Origin of the sequence: Actinomadura xylanilytica (genome assembly GCF_030283145.1) — a bacterium.
Lineage (GTDB): Bacteria > Actinomycetota > Actinomycetes > Streptosporangiales > Streptosporangiaceae > Spirillospora > Spirillospora xylanilytica.
The window spans coordinates 909,361-924,856 of sequence record NZ_JASNWE010000002.1 but is presented as its reverse complement, the minus strand read 5'-3'; the positions used below and the strand labels follow the sequence as shown (position 1 = coordinate 924,856).

Genomic DNA, 15,496 nt, shown 5'->3' with positions numbered 1-15,496 from the left:
CGCGCGGGTCAGCCGCAGGCTTCGGAGATGCCGTCGAGCCAGTCGCGGATCGCCGCCCGCTGCCCGGCCGTGAACCCGGCCTCCAGCTCGGCCTCTCGGCGCTCGACGGCGATGCGTGCCTCGGCCAGGCGCGCCTGCCCGGGCTCGGTGACGTGGATCCGGTGGGTACGCCGATCGGACGGGTTCGGCCGCCGTTCGATCAGGCCCGCCGCTTCGAGACCGCCGAGCATCTCGTTGGCGGCCTGCCGGGAACTCGCCACCTCCCGGGCGATGTCCGCGACCGACATCCCGGGCTGCGCCTCGGCCATCAGCAGGGTGGCGTACTGCGACGTCGACAGCCCGAACGCCTTGAGCTCCTCCCCGATCGCCGACCGCATGTTCAACCAGACCCGGCGGACCATGAAGGTCAACGCCCCGCCCTCGTGCCGGTGGGAACCCAACGCCCAGCCCCTTCTCAGATTGACAGGTTCCTGACGATCCTCCAGGATAATCGTCAGGTTCCTGCCAATCATACCGAAGGTCTCCATGCCCGCGTCCCCGACGCTGCCGAAGTCCAGGCAGCGGTTGATCCTCGCCGTGCTCCTGTCGTCCTCCCTGCTGATCTGGATGGACAACACCATCCTCAACACCGCCTTCGAGACCCTCACCGACCCCGCCCGCGGCCTGGGCGCCCGCCCCGCCCAGCTGCAATGGGCGACCGGCTCCTACACCCTGGTCTTCGCCGCCCTGATGTTCACCGCGGGCGCGCTGGGCGACCGCTTCGGCCACCGGACCGTGCTCGCCACCGGACTGGCGGCCTTCGCAGGCTCGTCGGTAGGGGCCGCCTACGCCGGCGACGCCGGCCAGCTGATCGCCGCCCGCGCCGCGATGGGCCTCGGCAGCGCGCTGATCATGCCCGCCGCCATGGCCATCCTCACCTGGACCTTCACCGGCCCCGCGCGGGCGACCGCGATCGGCGTCTCCTCGGCGTCCGCCGGGGTCGGCCTGGCGGCGGGCCCCCTGCTCGCGGGCGTCCTGCTCGACCACTTCTGGTGGGGCTCGATCTTTCTCGTCAACGTCCCGGCCGTGACGCTCACCCTGGTGGGGATCTTCACGCTGGTCCCGGACTTCCGCAGTCCCGCCCCGCGCCCACTGGACCCGGCCGGGCCGCTGCTGTCGATCAGCGGGCTCGGCGCGCTGGCCTACGGGCTGATCCGCGCGGGGCAGGTGGCCTCCTGGAGCCCCGCGGACGTCTGGGCACCGATCACCGCCGGACTGGTCCTGCTGACCGCCTTCGTGCTCGTCGAGCTGCGCGTCCGGCAGCCCAGCTTCGATCCCCGGCTGCTCGCGCGGCGGACGTTCGGCGGCGGCAACGCGGCGATCGGGCTGCTGCTCTTCGCCATGACCGCCGCCGGCTTCTACAGCGCCTTCTACCTGCAAGGCGCACGGGGCTTCTCGGCACTGGAGGCGGGCCTGGCCGCCTCCCCGGCCGCGCTCGGCGCGATCGCGGGAGGGCCGCTCGGCATCCGCCTGGCCCGCCGCTGGTCGCTGCGCCCCGTCGCCTCGACGGCACTGACCACGGCGGCACTGGCGATGGGCACCGTCGGGCTCTTCGGGCTGCACACCCCGCTCGTCTGGATCGAGATCGAGCTGTTGGTCCAGGGCCTCGCGATCGGCGTGGTGATCGGCACGGTGACGGCGGCGCTGATGAGCACCCTGCCGCTGGAGCGGGCCGGCGCCGGATCGGCCGTCACCAACACCGTCCGGCAGACCGGCAGCGTGCTCGGGATCGCCATCGGCGGCACGATCATGTCGATCACGTACCGGCGCGCGATCGAAGCCTCGCTGCACGATCTGCCCGGCCCGGCGCGGGACCAGGCCCGGATCTCCGCGGAGCAGGCCCGGCACGCCGCCGCCGCGATCGATCGGCCCGGCCTGGCGCACGCTGCCGATGACGCGTTCATCCACGCCATGCACGTCGGCACGGTCTGGACGATGCTGATCGCACTCTCCGGAGCGGCCGTGCTGGTGATCGCCCTGCGCCCCGCCCGAAAGCCCACCGACCAGCAGATCGACGTGCTGGAGCCGACCGCTCCGTGACCGCCGCCGACGCCTTCACTCGCACACTGTCGAGTCCGCGCTCCACGCCGGACGCATAAAGGGCCGCCCGGTGCTCTGCCAGGTCGACCCACGGCGGATCCGTTGAGGCCACCGGCGGTTCAGCGGGACGCGGCGACCCGGTCGAGGGCCCACAGCGCCCAGTCCCGCCTGGCCTGGTGGAGCCGCAGGCCGAACTCGGCGGCCATGCGGCCGAGTTGCGGGCGTTCGCCGGGCTTGAGGCCGGCGTCGAGCTCCACCACGACGGCGGTCAGCTTCTCCACTTCACGCGCGCTCTCGTCGGCGTGCTGGCGGAGCAGCGCGCGCATGTCCTCAGAATCCAGCGACGTCAGCAGGAAGAGCTTGAGCGTGTCGGTGTTGCGCGCCTTGCCGTGCTCGGTGGGGAGGAACAGCCAGCGGCGCAGTTCCTCGCGTCCGGCGTCGGTGGTCGCGTAGACGCGGCGTCCGCGCGCGCCCTCGTCGACGACCTCGATCAGGTGTTCATCGGCGAGGGCGTTCAGCTCGGGGTAGATCCGGGTGTGCGGCGCGTGCCACGCGTACTCGCCCAGTTCCCTCGTGAACGCCTTCTTCAGGTCGTACCCGCTGGACGGCTCGTAGGCCAGCATCCCCAGCAGCGCGTGGCGCAGTGACATGCACCGAGTCTACATGTCCAATATTGACATGTCCTATGTGTACACGTCAGCCTCCTCGGCATGACTTCGAGCTACCTCAGCGGGCTCCTCGCGCCCGTGCCCGACGAGATCGACGCCCATGACCTGCCCGTCACCGGCTCCCTGCCGCCCGAGCTGGACGGCCGGTACGTCCGCAACGGCCCCAACCCGCTCCCCGGCCGGGACCCGGGCCACTGGTTCGCGGGCGCCGGAATGATCCACGGGATCCGGCTGCGCGGCGGCCGGGCCGAGTGGTATCGCAACCGCTGGGTCAGGACCCGCGAGCTCGAAGGCGCCCCCCGCCGGCGCGCGGACGGATCGGTCGACCTCGCCGTGTCCGGGGCCAACACCCACGTCATCCGGCACGCCGGCCGGATCCTGGCCCTGGAGGAGGGCGGGCTCCCCTACGAGATGACCCCCGAGCTGGACACGACCGGTCCGCACGACTTCGACGGCCGGCTCACCACGGCGATGACCGCCCACCCCAAGCAGGACCCGATCACCGGGGAACTCCACTTCTTCGGGTACGACATCCGTCCGCCGTACCTCACCTACCACCGGCTCTCCGCAGCGGGAGAACTCGTCGAGAGCCGGGAGGTCGCCGTACCCGGGCCGACCATGATGCACGACTTCGCCATCACCGAGAACCACGTGGTCTGGCTCGACCTCCCCGCCGTCTTCGACCTGTCCCTGCTGGGCAAGGGCATGCCGATCAGGTGGGACGACTCCTACGGCGCCCGGCTGGGCGTGATGGACCGCGGCGGCGCCGTCCGGTGGTTCGAGATCGACCCCTGCTACGTGTTCCACGTCGGCAACGCCCACGAGGACGCCTCCGGCCGGGTCGTGCTCGATGCCGTGCGGTACGGCGCGGCGGCCTTCAACGCCATCTGGGGCGATATCGGGGGCGCGGTCGATCCGGTACAGGCCGCCTCCAAGACCGGCCTCCCGCAGCTCCACCGATGGACGCTCGACCCGGGAACGGGGACGGTGAAAGAGGAACCGCTCGACGACCGCAGTATGGAGTTCCCGACGCTCAACGACGCCTTCGTCGGACGCGACGGCCGCTACCTCTACACGGTCGGAGACGACGCGATCCTCAAGTACGACACCGCCTCCGGCACCACCCTCGCGCGTGAGCTGGGAGCCGACGCCGGCGAGGCCGTCTTCGTCCCGGCCTCCGGCGGCCGGGACGAAGACGACGGCTGGCTGCTGTCCATCGTGTCGGACCGCGCGTGCGCCGGATCCGAGCTGCTGGTCCTGGCCGCCTCCGACCTCACCGAGGTCGCCCGGGTACGGCTTCCCCGCCGGGTCCCGACCGGCTTCCACGGCAGCTGGATCACCGCGGACGGCGGCGCGACCGCGCCCCCGGCGTGATCAGCGCGGCCGGCCGGTCGATGCGGCCGGCCGGTCGATGCGGCAGGTCAGTCGATGCGGGAGAAGCGGCGGGCGGCCCAGATCAGGCCGCCGGCCGTGAGCGCAACCATCAGGCCGCATTCGAGCAGCACCGGCGGATGCCACGAACCCACGCTCAGCGGCCGGAAAAGCTGGGACGGGGTGTCGGGCAGGTAGGCCGTGACGGTGCGGCGCATCACGTCCACCGCGTAGGTGAGCGGGTTGGCCAGCGCCACCCCCGCCATCCACGGGGGCATCGCACTGAGCGGGAAGAACGAGCCGGACAGGAACACCAACGGCGCCATGATGACGGTCAGCACCGTGCCGAAGGTCTGCGGGCGCCGGATGAGGGTGGACAGCAGCACGCTCAGGATGGTCATGGTCAGCGAGACCAGCACCAGCTCGCCCAGCAGCAGCGCGATCAGGACGCCGTCGAAGGGGACTCCGACCAGGCCCGCGGTGGCGAGCAGGATGCCGGCCTGGCAGGTGGCCACCGTCGTCCCGCCCAGGCACTTCCCGACCAGCAGCGAGCTCCGGCTGACGGGGCCCGCGAGCATCTCGCGCAGGAAGCCGCCCTGCCGGTCCCACATGATCGAGGTCCCGGTGGCGAGCGCGGGCCCCTGCGCGGCCGTCACCAGCGCCCCCGAGAAGAGGAAGAGCTGGTAGGCGTCCCCGTTGGAGCCGGGCATCAGTTTCGCCAGGCCGACGCCGAGGATGAACAGGAACACCAGCGGCTGGACCAGGGAGATGGCGGCTCCGAGGTGGTCCCGCCTGAAGTGCAGCATCTCGCGCCGCCACACCATCCCCATGGCGCGCAGCTCCGCCCGCGGCCCGCCCCTGCCGACCTCGGACGCCGCGGGGACCCGCACCGCGCGGGACGCGGCGTCCGGCACGCCGGACGGTTCCGGCGGCGCCTCGTCGCGGATCCGGTGCCCGGTGTGGTGCAGGAAGACGTCGTCCAGGCTGGGCGAGGTGACCCGCGCCTCGTACACGGGGACGTCGAGCTCGGTGAGCAGCCGCGGCAGCACCCGCGCCCCGCCCGGCACCTGGAAGGACAGCCCCTGGCGGCCCCGGGTCACGTCGAGGCCGAGGCGCTCGCCGATCAGCAGCGCCGCCGCCGCGTCGTCGCCGGTGCGCAGGTCCACCCGGTCGGCGCCGAGCACCGACTTCAGTTCGGCGGGGCTGCCCTGCGCGACGATCCGGCCCGCGTCGATGATCGCGATGCGGTCGCACTGCTCGGCCTCTTCGAGGTGGTGCGTGGTCAGGAAGAGGGTGACCGCCTCGTTCTCGCACACGTGCCGCAGGTAGCGCCAGACCTGGGCGCGCGCGTTCGGGTCCAGCCCGATCGTGGGCTCGTCCAGGAAGAGGATCTGCGGGCGGTGCAGCAGCGCCCGCGCGATCTCCAGGCGGCGGCGCATGCCACCGGAGAAGGTGTGCACCACCTGGTCGCGGCAGCCGGTCAGCCCGACCAGCGCGAGCGTCTCCTCGATCCGCGCCGGGACCTGCGCCACCGGGACGTTGTACAGGTCGGCGTGGAACCTCAGGTTCTCGGCCGCGGTCAGCTCGCCGTCCAGGGTGGTCTCCTGGAAGATCAACCCGATCCGGCGGCGCGCCGCCGCGGCGTCCGTCCGGGTGTCATGGCCGGCGATCTCGACCCGGCCGGACGTGGGCACCGCCAGCGTGCACAGCATCGCGATCGTGGTGGTCTTGCCCGCCCCGTTGGGCCCGAGGAACCCGAAGCTCTCGCCGGGGGCGATCGTCAGGTCGACGCCGTCCACCGCGTCGACGCCTGGGTACCGCTTGCGCAGGCCGGTGGCCCGGATCGCGGGCGTCACCCGAGCGGACCCGGCGGGCCCATCGGCGAGAGCGGCGTCCGTGGGGGACGCGTCCATGGCGGAGGCGTCCGGCCGCACGCTCACGACCGGCCCGCGATGTCGTCGAACCAGGTGTCGGGGACGTTGCAGCCGAAGCTCCACCGATGCCGTTGCGTCGGGTTGACGATGCAGTGCCAGAACAGCCGGTCGGGATCCTGCTCCACCTTGAAGAACCGGGCCATCCGGGGCCGTTCCGACAGGGTGACCAGCTCGCGGGTCTCGGGGTGCTGGTAGCGGAAGAAGGAGGTCTGCTCGGGGTCGGCGAAGTCCTCGTCGAAGTCGATCAGGTACATCCGCCAGCCGGGCTGCTCCTCGTTGGTGTGCCACAACCGGTAGCTCGACGGCGGGTACCACATGCTGCCCGACAGCCGGACCTCACCGCCGAAGACCTTCTCCAGCGCGTCGACCAGCCGGGTCTTGGCCGCATAGTAGGCGTCGTACTCCTCGTGCTCGACGTGTTCGTCCAGGTTGACGAGGTGGAAGTCGCGCCTGTCCCGCGGGCCCGCCTGGGCGCCCAGCCCGGCACGCCACCGGCGGTGCTCCCTGCCGCCCGGCACCATCGAGGTGGAGCGCAGGTCCTCGGCCCGGAACCCCTCGTCGAAACGCGCGAGGTCGACCGTGGACGGTTTGATCTTCAACGCCGGCAGCTGGTCGATGACGGCCGCGAACCCGGGGATCTGGTCCATGTCGTACTCATGGTGGTAGAACGCGGTCGGCCCGGTCTCCGAGGGCGCCGACCGCACCACGGGCGCGGCCTCGGCGAGGTCCGGCGAAGAGGACGCCACCGCCAGATCCCGCTCGTCGAAGAGGTAGCCGTGGGCGCGGCCGAGGCGGATCATCTCCGCGACCGCGGTCATGGCCTTCATCTGCTGCCTGAACCGGGTGTCACGGAGGGCGACCCGTAGGAAGGCCGCGCAGGACTCAACGGACATGTGTCACATCACTCCTCAGATTGACGCGGGTGCCGGCGGGGCGTCCAGGAGCAGCGCCGAGGGGACCCGCTCGGGATGGGCCAACCGCAGGAAGTGCATCCCGAAACCGGACATGCCGAGCATCAGCCCGGGGAAGAACCCGCTGGCGGATCCCGGCGGGGCGTCCTCAAGGTTGCGCCACTGCGCCTGCACCTGGACGTTGGCCTCCAGGCGGAACGCCGGCTCGTCCGCCAGCAGCGCGAACCGCAGGAACAGTTCGGCGTTGCCCGACCGGCCATGGCACAGCGAATCGTTCATCAAGCGCGGGAAGTTGCGCATCGTCGCCGTCAGCGCCTGGCGCGCCTCGGTCAACAGCGCGTCGTCGTCCTTGCCGAGCAGGGCCCAGCTCCGGATGCGGGTCAGCCCGATGCCCGAGGAGCCGTTGCACCAGGCGTTGGCGTAGTGGCGTCCCCGCCACAGCGTCCCGCCGGGGAACTCGCGCAGGTCGTACCAGTCCTGCGCGCTCTCGTCGAAGTGGCGGGCCTCGTAGGCGAAGGCCCGCCGCCCGGCCGAGACGTACTCGGGCCGGTCGGTGAGCCGGCCCAGCGCGATCAGCGCCCAGCCGACGCCGCCGGCCCCGTGGGACAGCCCGGTCAGGTTGCCCCCGGCGGCACCGAGGTCGGAGCCGGGCCAGGAGAGGACGTCGCCGTCGGCCTCCGCGCGGCGCAGCAGATGCCCGGCGCACCGGTGCGCCTGCTCCAGGCCCCGGCCGTCCGCCGCGCCCGCCAGCCCCATCAGCACCGGGATGAGCCCGGCCACGCCGTGGAAGACGTCCAACTGCTCGTCCGCATCGATGCGCCCGGCCAGCTCGTCGCCCAGTTCGAGGGCGCGGTCGAGCAGGGCGCGCTCGCCCCACAGGTGGTGCAGGTGCGTGAGCAGGTAGATCATCCCGCCGAGCCCGGTGAAGGCACCGATGCGCCCCCGGTCGACCGTGGCGGCGGCGTGGTCGAGGGCCCGCCGCGCGGCGGCGCGGAACTCCGGGCGCGGATCGAGGGCGTCGAGGTAGGCCAGGAACAGGGCGATGCCGCCCGAACCGTTGTAGAGGTCGCCCTCGATGTCGACCTCGTTCCGCCCCTCGCCGGTGATCACGAAGGACGTCCACGGGGCGGGCGCGCCCGGCTCGCGGAGCATCTCGCAGAGCAGTTCGCCGAGCCCGGCCGCCTGCTCGACGCACGTGGCGGCGAACTCGGGGCTCGCGACGTCGCCGCCGGACAGCCCGGCGGCGATGTACTGGCGCTGCTGGCCGCGGTTCTGCGAGGACAACCCCCTGATCCGGGAGGCGGCGTGGCCGAGCGGGCTCACCTCCAGCTCCGCCTGCACGTCGGACTCGTGGTCGTGGACGAGCCCGGTGCTGCCCGCCTCGACGGTGAACAGCGGGACGTCCTGCCGCCACATCGACACCAGCTCCCAGTCCGGGAGGGCCGCGTCCTGGTCCCACTTGCGCGGGAAGGTGCGCACGGTGTTGACCAGCAGGTCGACCTCCAGCGGCTCCAGGAGGCACCGGGGATGCCGGGCCGCCGCCAGCAGCTGCGAGTAGACCTGGGTGCTCCAGTTGATGAAGCGGACGCTGGAACCGGCGAACAGCTCGGAGACGCACGCGATCGCCTCGTCGGGCTGCCGCTGGAACCACTGGTAGACCCGGTCGAAGCCGGATCCGATGGCCTCGGCGTAGTCCTCGGCGTGCGTCAGCTCGTCGCCGATGAACACCCGGTTGGCGGCCCCCGGCTCGACCCGCACCCCTTCGCGGTGCGTGACCGACGACTCGAAGGACTGCCGCCGGTCGACCTGGGGCACCGGCATCGGCATCTCGTAGCCGCCGCCGCCGGTGTAGCCGCTGATCCGCATCTCGCCCTCGGGCGCCGCGCCGCCCCTCGGCCACTCGATCAGGCCGGTCTTGAAGACCGAGTCCATCAGGGTGCCCGACGGGCGCGGATGCCCCTTGGGCAGGGCCCCGAGCACCGTCTCGCAGTCGCAGATGAAGGCGTGGCCGTCCGCGACGAGGACGTTCTCGAAGTGCAGGTCGCCGCCGCCCAGCACGTAGAAGATCGCCAGGTAGCCGCCGAGCTCGGCGTAGACGTGCTCGGCCTGCTCCCGGGTGGCGACCCGGTTGCGGCCTGACGGGATCAGCGCCTCGAAGCCGTAGCCGTCCTTGGGGAGCACGGCCCGCTCGGCGTAGCCGAGGACGCCGTCGTCGCGCAGCCGCGCCAGCAGCCCCTGCAACCCGACCTCGCCCTCGAGGCCGCGGGGCTTGTAGACCACGGTCCCGGACGCGCCGTCCGCGAGCTCGACCTCGACGATCGCGACGCTGCGGCCCCCGGCGTGGTGGTCCGAGCGGCCGAGCTGCGCGGTGCGCACCGCTGCGATCGGCCGCCCGCCGAAGAGCGCCCCGGACAGCTCGGCGGCGTCGTCCCGGAGCCGGGCGATCATCTGGGCGCCGTGCTCGGCGAGCAGCCCGGTGGCCTGGGCGAGCCAGCGGCCCAGGAGGGGGAACTCCAGGTAGAAGCGGTGGTAGGCGTCGGCGTCGGCGAACGTCTTGTCGAGGTAGGCGAGGTAGTCCTCGCGGGTCGCGCTCGCCGGGTCGATGCCGTGCAGCCGGCAGTGCACCTTCGCGTCGGCTTCCACCGCCCAGGCCAGCGCCAGCTCGAACCGGTCGAGCAGGTAGGTCTGGAAGTCGGCGATCAGCCGGGGATCGACGCGGACCGCGGACGCGGCGCCGTCGTCGATCGCCCGGGCCAGCCGGCGGCCGAGGTCGACCAGGAAGGGCTCGCAGGCGGTGGCGAGCCGGCCGTAGTAGACGTCGTCCTCGCGCCAGTCCGCCGCCGCGGACGCGTCGCCGGCGGAGTCGAACCCGTCCAGCGCGGCCCGGTAGGCGGGCAGCCAGCCGTCGTGGAGCTCCGCCAGCATCCGGCCCAGCCGGCCGTCGGGATCGGTGAGGCCGAGCTCGTGCCCGCGGTAGGCCCGCAGTGTCTCGCCCAGCGACTGCTCGGTGTGCCGCGTCCGCCCCGGCCGCGGGCTGGTCTCCGCGCCGAACTTGGCGGCCAGCTTGGCGGCCAGCCGGTCGATCTTCCAGACGTCGAAGGGTTCCAGCGGCTCCGCGGCGTCGGGCGAGCCCAGAGCGGACACGATCCGCATCCGCTCGGACAGGTTGGCGGCCCGGGCCGCGAGGTCCACGGGGTAGGTCGGCTTCACGCGGGCGGGCTCCTCGGCTGCGTCGAAAGGGCGGGTGATGGGCCGATGGCTTCGGCCCATCCGTGCTTCCGCTCGCCCCGGCGCTAGGCCGGGGCACTTCGGTGGAGCTGGTTAGTTCTTGGTGCTTCCGTCGCACGCGAAGGTGAACGGACCCGAGCTACAGGTCGAGGCGCAGGCGTAGGCGTCGACGGCGGCGACGCCCTCGGTCCAGTAGCCCAGCGACGCGGTGTCCTGCTGCTCGACCGCGGTGGGGACGGCGGCGGCGGGGACGCCGAAGTGTCCCGCTCCGGTGAGGAGTTCGGCGCGGAAGTCCGCGTCGGCGGCGGCGTGGCGAAGAATGGTGCTCGGTGACATTTTTCCTCCTGGTCTGGTGCTGTTCACTGGACCGTCTGGGGGGCCAGCTTTATGCCGAGCTGCCGCTCGGCCTTCTGTAGCTCTTCGACGGCGATATCCATTTTCGGCTTGTCGTTCTGCCAGTCGATCAACTCCCTTTCCTTGGCGGATATGCCGACCCGAGTCCAGAAGAACTCGAGCCAGGTCTTGGTGGCCTGCGGGTGAAGGTCGCTGATCGGCTCGATGTCGGCCGGGAACTCCTCATTGCGGACCTCGAGCGCGAGTTTGAGCATCTCGCGCATCTTTCCGTCCGGCGGCAGTACCGAGCACAGGAGCATCAGGCCCTGAATCTGGCGGACGGTCTCGATGCCCTTGTGCTTCGTCAGGTCACTGGGCGGCTTGGGGCCAGATCTCATGGCTTACCCTCCTTGTATTTGCGTGCTCGACCGGCTTGTTCTCCTCCATTGAGGTCGAAGAACCGGCTGCGCGACAGCCCAGGTGATGGGCATCGCAAAGACTCCGCGTGGATGTTTCTTTACTCGGAGTGACCATAACAAGGAGGTCCGAGTGGGTCAATGGCGCGACGGTAAAGTGACCCGATCCGCCAATACCGGCAAAATGAACATATCGATGGCCGAGAAGAACCTTGTGACCTATTTTGCGAAGACCTGCTCGCACGGGAACGCTGGGATTCTGTTCCGAATCGGGCAGCGTTTTCCCAGCCTCCCGGCACTCCGTGTCAGCCCGCCCGTCCACCTGGGCCACCAGACCGATGAGGGTGTCTGTCCTTGGCCACGACAGCCGCAGGGGAGAAGTCCGTCAGGTCTTCGTGATCGCGGCTGCCCGCGTCGGCGGTTCCGCGGTCACGCTTCGAGGCTGCTGGTGAGTTCGGTGGCGAGTTCCTCGATGCGGGCTCGGATCTGGTCGCGGATGGGGCGCACGGCTTCGACGCCTTGGCCGGCGGGGTCGTCCAGTCGCCAGTCGAGGTAGCGCTTGCCGGAGAAGACCGGGCAGGTGTCGCCGCAGCCCATGGTGATGACGACGTCGCTGGCCTGGACGGCGTCGACGGTGAGGACCTTGGGGATCTCGGTGGAGATGTCGATGCCCTCTTCGGCCATCACCTCCACCACGGCGGGGTCGACCTGGTCGCCTGGGGCCGTCCCGGCGGAGCGGACTTCGACGGCGCCGCTGGTCAGGTGGGTGAGGTAGGCGGCGGCCATCTGCGAACGTCCGGCATTGTGGACGCAGACGAACAGGACGCTGGGCTTGTCGGTCATCGGGTTCCCTCGGGGTGAACGTGGCGGACGATGGCCGGGTTCGAGTTCGGCGGCGGCCTTGGTTCCCCGCGGTCGAGGCAGATCATGACCGGCCGGCCTCCTTGTCCGCCTGTCCGGCATAGCGGCGGCGGAGCCAGAGGGAGACGTAGACAAGGGCGACGAGGACGGGGACCTCGATCAGCGGGCCGACGACGCCGGAGAGGGCTTGGCCGGAGGTGACTCCGAAGGTGCCGATGGCGACGGCGATGGCCAGTTCGAAGTTGTTGCCCGCCGCGGTGAAGGCCAGGGTGGCGGTGCGGTCGTAGGGGAGGCCGATGGCGCGGCCGAGGGCGAACGACCCGCCCCACATCAGTGCGAAGTAGACCAGCAGCGGAAGCGCGATGCGGGCGACGTCGGCGGGCCGGTCGGTGATGTTGTCGCCCTGGAGCGCGAACAGGATGACGATGGTGAACAGCAGCCCGTAGAGGGCGACCGGCCCGATGCGGGGCAGGAAGCGCTCCTCGTACCACTGCCGTCCGCGGGCCTTCTCCCCGAACCGGCGGGTGAGGTAGCCGGCCAGCAGCGGGACGCCGAGGAAGACCAGGACGTTGACGACGATCTTGCCGACGGAGAAGTGCAGGTCGTCGGTGGCCAGGCCGAGCCATCCGGGCAGGACGTCGAGGTAGAACCAGCCGAGCGCACCGAACGCGACGACCTGGAACACCGAGTTGAGCGCGACCAGGACGGCGGCGGCCTCGCGGTCGCCGCAGGCCAGGTCGTTCCAGATGATGACCATGGCGATGCAGCGGGCGAGGCCGACGATGATCAGGCCGGTGCGGTACTCGGGCAGGTCCGGCAGGAAGATCCACGCCAGCGCGAACATGACGGCGGGCCCGACGATCCAGTTGAGCACCAGCGAGGAGGCCATCAGGCGGCGGTCGCCGGTGACTGCGTCCAGCCGGTCGTAGCGGACCTTGGCCAGCACCGGGTACATCATCACCAGCAGGCCCAGCCCGATCGGGAGCGAGATCCCGCCGGCCTCGACCTTCGACAGCGCCTCGTCCAGGCCGGGGACGGCCCGGCCCAGGCCGAGTCCGGCCGCCATCGCGACGATGATCCACACCGGCAGGAAGCGGTCCAGCCTGGACAGGCCCGCCACGACGGCGGACCCGGTCTCCGCCGGGCCGGCCGCGGTCTGGGTGCCGGTCACGTACAGGGCCTCTTCCGCTGGTGGGTCTGGACCTGGCGGGCGGCATCGGCCAGGCCCGTCAGCCTCGCGGCCAGTGCGTCGATCGCTTCCGGGCGCAGCCGGTAGTAGGTGAAGCGGCCACAGGGTTCGGTGTCGACCAGTCCGGCCTGGCGCAGGGCGCGCAGGTGGTTGGAGATGTTGGTCTGCTTGGCGCCGGTCTCCTCCACCAGGTGGCAGGTGCACAACGCCTCGGTCGCCAGCAGCGACACGATCCGCGCGCGCAGGGGATCGGCCAGCAGGCGCAACACATCATTCTCGACTGACATCATCACAAAATGATATCGTCGACGGGCTGAGTCACGGGACAAGTGCGGCGTAGCCGAGGCGCCCGGCGACCTGCCCCACCCCGCCCAGGCGGCCGAGGTCACCGCCGAGGCGCGGGAAGCGCGGTTCACGTGAACTCCGGGCGGACGGCCGGATCAGGCTTCAGTGCGTCCAGTGTCACCGGAGCGGCCATGAAGGCGTCCGGTGGCGAACCCCAGTTCGGCATCGGCGGGGGCGCCGATGGAGACCGGCTGCGGAGTGGAGCCACAACACGGGGACTCGGCCGTGAGGCCGTCCGCCACTTCGTCCACAGGTTCGGCCAGGGTCGCGGGCTCGGTGCCGCAGGAGCTGCCGCAGCCGCCGCCGGCCTCGTCCTCACCCGGCAGGTCGGTGGAGCACACACCGGTCTCGGGCAGGTCGAGTTCGACGGCGTCGGCGGCGGCCCGGTCCCCGGCCAGGGCGGCGACGATGGAACGGACCTGCTCGTATCCGGTGGCCATCAAGAACGTCGGGGCGCGGCCATAGCTCTTCATCCCGGCGATGTAGAAACCGGACTCGGGGTGGGCCAGGTCGCGCTCGCCATGCGGCGGGACGGTCCCGCAGGAGTGGAAGTCGGGATCGATCATCGGCGCGAGCCGGACCGGCGCCTCGGTCGCGGGATCGAGCTCGACGCGGACTTCGCGCAGCATGTCCAGGTCGGGCCGGAATCCGGTCGCGGCCACCACAGTGTCGGTCGAGATCAGGCGCTCACCCGCGGAGGTCGTGCCGGAGACGGTGAGCGACCCGGCCGCCGGGCCTCCCGCGAGGGCGGCGAAGCCGGTGATGGTGAAGGCACGGATCAGCTCGATCGCACCGGCGTCGACGGCCTTCTTCAGCCGGGAGCCGAGCGCGCCGCGCGCGGGCAGTCCGTCGGCGTCGCCGCCGCCGTACAGCCGGGCGACCGAATCGCCGCGCACCGCCCAGGTGATGCGGGTCCCGGGCTCGGCCTCGGCGAGTTCGGCGAGGGCGAGCAGGGTGTTGGCGGCCGAATGGCCCATGCCGACGACCAGGCTGTGCCTGCCCGCGAAGCGGTCACGGTCGCGGCCCAGGACGTCGGGGAGCGGCCCCGTGAGGTAGGGCGCCGCCTGCTCCTCGCCCGGCGCGGGCAGCCCCGAATGGCCGAGCGGGTTGGAACGGCCCCAGGTGCCCGAGGCGTCGATGACCGCACGGGCGGTGATGTCGCGGACCCGTCCGGCCGCATCGAGGGTGCGCACCAGCAGCGGATGCTCGTCGCGGCCGATGGTGCGGGTGGCGTCCACGCCTCGCCGGGATACGGCGACCACGCGGGTGCCGGTGCGGATCCGGCTCGCGAGGGCGGGGACCGCGGCGAGCGGCGCGAGGTAGTCGCGGACCAGCTCGGCGCCCGTCGGCAGTGCCTCGGGGGCGGGCAGGGCCCATCCGGTGGGCTCCAGCAGGCGACGGGCGGCGGCGTCGGTGTCGTATCGCCACGGTGAGAACAGCCGGACGTGTCCCCACTGCGAGACCGCCGCACCGGCGGTGTCCCCGGCCTCCAGCACGATGAAGTCCCGGCCGCGCTCGGCCAGGTGCGACGCGGCGGCCAGCCCGATCGGCCCGGCCCCGATCACCACGACCGGAAGCCCACCGCCGGCGGCATCGTCCTGGGAGCCGGACTGCTCGTTCTCACTCACGAAGATCTCCTCATCCCTGCACCTGGACCCGGCCGCTTCGCTCGGGGCGGGGCTGGTGATCCGGGTGCGCGGCCTCTTCATCCGACCCGCTGTTTTGATACTTGTCTAAGTAGCCGCGAGTTTGCCCCGCTGGATAGATAGATGTCAAATTAGAGCCATGTCCGAGTCGGAGCTTGAGGACGAGACCGCGCCGGGCTGCTGCGCGCCGCTGACCGGGGAGGTCATGGCCGAGGCCGAGGCGGTGGAGTTGTCCCGGGTGTTCAAGGCGCTGGCCGACCCGGTCCGGCTCCGGCTGCTGAACCTGATCGCCTCGCACGAGGGCGGCGAGGCGTGCGTGTGCGACCTGACCGGCCCGTTCGAGCTGACCGGCCCGACGATCTCCCACCATTTGAAGGTGCTGCGCCAGGCCGGGCTGATCGAAGGCGAGCGACGCGGGACGTGGGTGTACTACCGGGCCGTGCCCGAGGCGCTGAGCCGCCTGTCGGGCCTCTTCGCCCTGCCTGAACTCACTCCCGCCTGACCAGCTCGCCGTC

The 15,496-nt window shown here is 71.5% G+C and carries 14 protein-coding genes; 3 read left to right on the top strand and 11 right to left on the bottom strand.

The window, feature by feature from the left end:
- Positions 1–8 precede the first annotated feature (8 nt).
- Positions 9–527, bottom strand: coding sequence for a MarR family winged helix-turn-helix transcriptional regulator (locus QP090_RS15395; RefSeq protein WP_285939541.1), 519 nt, complete (start codon positions 525–527; stop codon positions 9–11).
- On the opposite strand from QP090_RS15395, the gene QP090_RS15390 reads away from it, so the two are divergent.
- On the top strand, positions 526–2,079 hold the full coding sequence (locus QP090_RS15390) for an MFS transporter (RefSeq protein ID WP_285939540.1): 1,554 nt from the start codon (positions 526–528) through the stop codon (positions 2,077–2,079). The two genes, QP090_RS15395 and QP090_RS15390, sit on opposite strands and share 2 nt — an antisense overlap.
- Positions 2,080–2,198: 119 nt before the next feature.
- Here QP090_RS15390 and QP090_RS15385 read toward each other — a convergent pair whose 3' ends face one another.
- Entirely contained in the window at positions 2,199–2,729 is a 531-nt protein-coding gene (locus QP090_RS15385) for a PadR family transcriptional regulator (protein ID WP_285939539.1), read from the bottom strand.
- Between the two features lie 60 nt (positions 2,730–2,789).
- On the opposite strand from QP090_RS15385, the gene QP090_RS15380 reads away from it, so the two are divergent.
- The gene (locus QP090_RS15380; RefSeq protein ID WP_285939538.1) at positions 2,790–4,121 is read left to right on the top strand and encodes a carotenoid oxygenase family protein; all 1,332 of its coding nucleotides are present in this window, start codon (positions 2,790–2,792) and stop codon (positions 4,119–4,121) included.
- Between the two features lie 47 nt (positions 4,122–4,168).
- Here QP090_RS15380 and QP090_RS37535 read toward each other — a convergent pair whose 3' ends face one another.
- From QP090_RS37535 to QP090_RS15330, 9 genes are all read right to left on the bottom strand, one after another.
- Positions 4,169–6,058, bottom strand: coding sequence for an ATP-binding cassette domain-containing protein (locus QP090_RS37535; protein WP_329518910.1), 1,890 nt, complete (start codon positions 6,056–6,058; stop codon positions 4,169–4,171).
- Positions 6,055–6,945 (bottom strand): Nif11-like leader peptide family natural product precursor, encoded by an 891-nt coding sequence (locus tag QP090_RS15365; protein ID WP_285939537.1) that lies wholly within the window; start codon positions 6,943–6,945, stop codon positions 6,055–6,057. The genes QP090_RS37535 and QP090_RS15365 overlap by 4 nt, the downstream gene beginning before the upstream one ends.
- A gap of 15 nt (positions 6,946–6,960) precedes the next feature.
- Positions 6,961–10,173: a type 2 lanthipeptide synthetase LanM family protein gene (locus QP090_RS15360; RefSeq protein ID WP_285939536.1), complete on the bottom strand. Its 3,213-nt coding sequence runs from the start codon at positions 10,171–10,173 to the stop codon at positions 6,961–6,963.
- Between the two features lie 111 nt (positions 10,174–10,284).
- On the bottom strand, positions 10,285–10,527 hold the full coding sequence (locus tag QP090_RS15355; protein ID WP_285939535.1) for a cinnamycin family lantibiotic: 243 nt from the start codon (positions 10,525–10,527) through the stop codon (positions 10,285–10,287).
- A gap of 23 nt (positions 10,528–10,550) precedes the next feature.
- Entirely contained in the window at positions 10,551–10,922 is a 372-nt protein-coding gene (locus QP090_RS15350; RefSeq protein ID WP_285939534.1) for a DurN family substrate-assisted peptide maturase, read from the bottom strand.
- A 447-nt stretch (positions 10,923–11,369) separates the two neighbouring features.
- Complete coding sequence (locus QP090_RS15345; protein ID WP_285939533.1) at positions 11,370–11,783, bottom strand: arsenate reductase ArsC; 414 nt, start codon at positions 11,781–11,783, stop codon at positions 11,370–11,372.
- An 82-nt stretch (positions 11,784–11,865) separates the two neighbouring features.
- On the bottom strand, positions 11,866–12,972 hold the full coding sequence (gene arsB, locus QP090_RS15340) for an ACR3 family arsenite efflux transporter (protein WP_285939532.1): 1,107 nt from the start codon (positions 12,970–12,972) through the stop codon (positions 11,866–11,868).
- Positions 12,969–13,280 (bottom strand): ArsR/SmtB family transcription factor, encoded by a 312-nt coding sequence (locus tag QP090_RS15335; protein WP_285939531.1) that lies wholly within the window; start codon positions 13,278–13,280, stop codon positions 12,969–12,971. Before QP090_RS15335 ends, arsB begins: the two co-directional genes overlap by 4 nt.
- A gap of 150 nt (positions 13,281–13,430) precedes the next feature.
- Positions 13,431–14,963, bottom strand: a complete 1,533-nt coding sequence (locus QP090_RS15330; protein WP_285939530.1) for an FAD-dependent oxidoreductase — start codon at positions 14,961–14,963, stop codon at positions 13,431–13,433.
- 157 nt (positions 14,964–15,120) lie between these two features.
- On the opposite strand from QP090_RS15330, the gene QP090_RS15325 reads away from it, so the two are divergent.
- Entirely contained in the window at positions 15,121–15,483 is a 363-nt protein-coding gene (locus tag QP090_RS15325) for a metalloregulator ArsR/SmtB family transcription factor (RefSeq protein WP_432763042.1), read from the top strand.
- Positions 15,484–15,496: the final 13 nt, after the last annotated feature.

What these genes read in the sequence shown, in the direction of transcription:
- QP090_RS15395 (WP_285939541.1), bottom strand. Translation starts at nt 527, where the DNA reads ATGGAGACCTTCGGTATGATTGGCAGGAACCTGACGATTATCCTGGAG.
- QP090_RS15335 (WP_285939531.1), bottom strand. Translation starts at nt 13,280, where the DNA reads ATGATGTCAGTCGAGAATGATGTGTTGCGCCTGCTGGCCGATCCCCTG.
- QP090_RS15350 (WP_285939534.1), bottom strand. Translation starts at nt 10,922, where the DNA reads ATGAGATCTGGCCCCAAGCCGCCCAGTGACCTGACGAAGCACAAGGGC.
- QP090_RS15385 (WP_285939539.1), bottom strand. Translation starts at nt 2,729, where the DNA reads ATGTCACTGCGCCACGCGCTGCTGGGGATGCTGGCCTACGAGCCGTCC.
- QP090_RS15355 (WP_285939535.1), bottom strand. Translation starts at nt 10,527, where the DNA reads ATGTCACCGAGCACCATTCTTCGCCACGCCGCCGCCGACGCGGACTTC.
- QP090_RS15325 (WP_432763042.1), top strand. Translation starts at nt 15,121, where the DNA reads ATGTCCGAGTCGGAGCTTGAGGACGAGACCGCGCCGGGCTGCTGCGCG.
- QP090_RS15380 (WP_285939538.1), top strand. Translation starts at nt 2,790, where the DNA reads ATGACTTCGAGCTACCTCAGCGGGCTCCTCGCGCCCGTGCCCGACGAG.
- QP090_RS15390 (WP_285939540.1), top strand. Translation starts at nt 526, where the DNA reads ATGCCCGCGTCCCCGACGCTGCCGAAGTCCAGGCAGCGGTTGATCCTC.
- QP090_RS15365 (WP_285939537.1), bottom strand. Translation starts at nt 6,945, where the DNA reads ATGTCCGTTGAGTCCTGCGCGGCCTTCCTACGGGTCGCCCTCCGTGAC.
- QP090_RS15345 (WP_285939533.1), bottom strand. Translation starts at nt 11,783, where the DNA reads ATGACCGACAAGCCCAGCGTCCTGTTCGTCTGCGTCCACAATGCCGGA.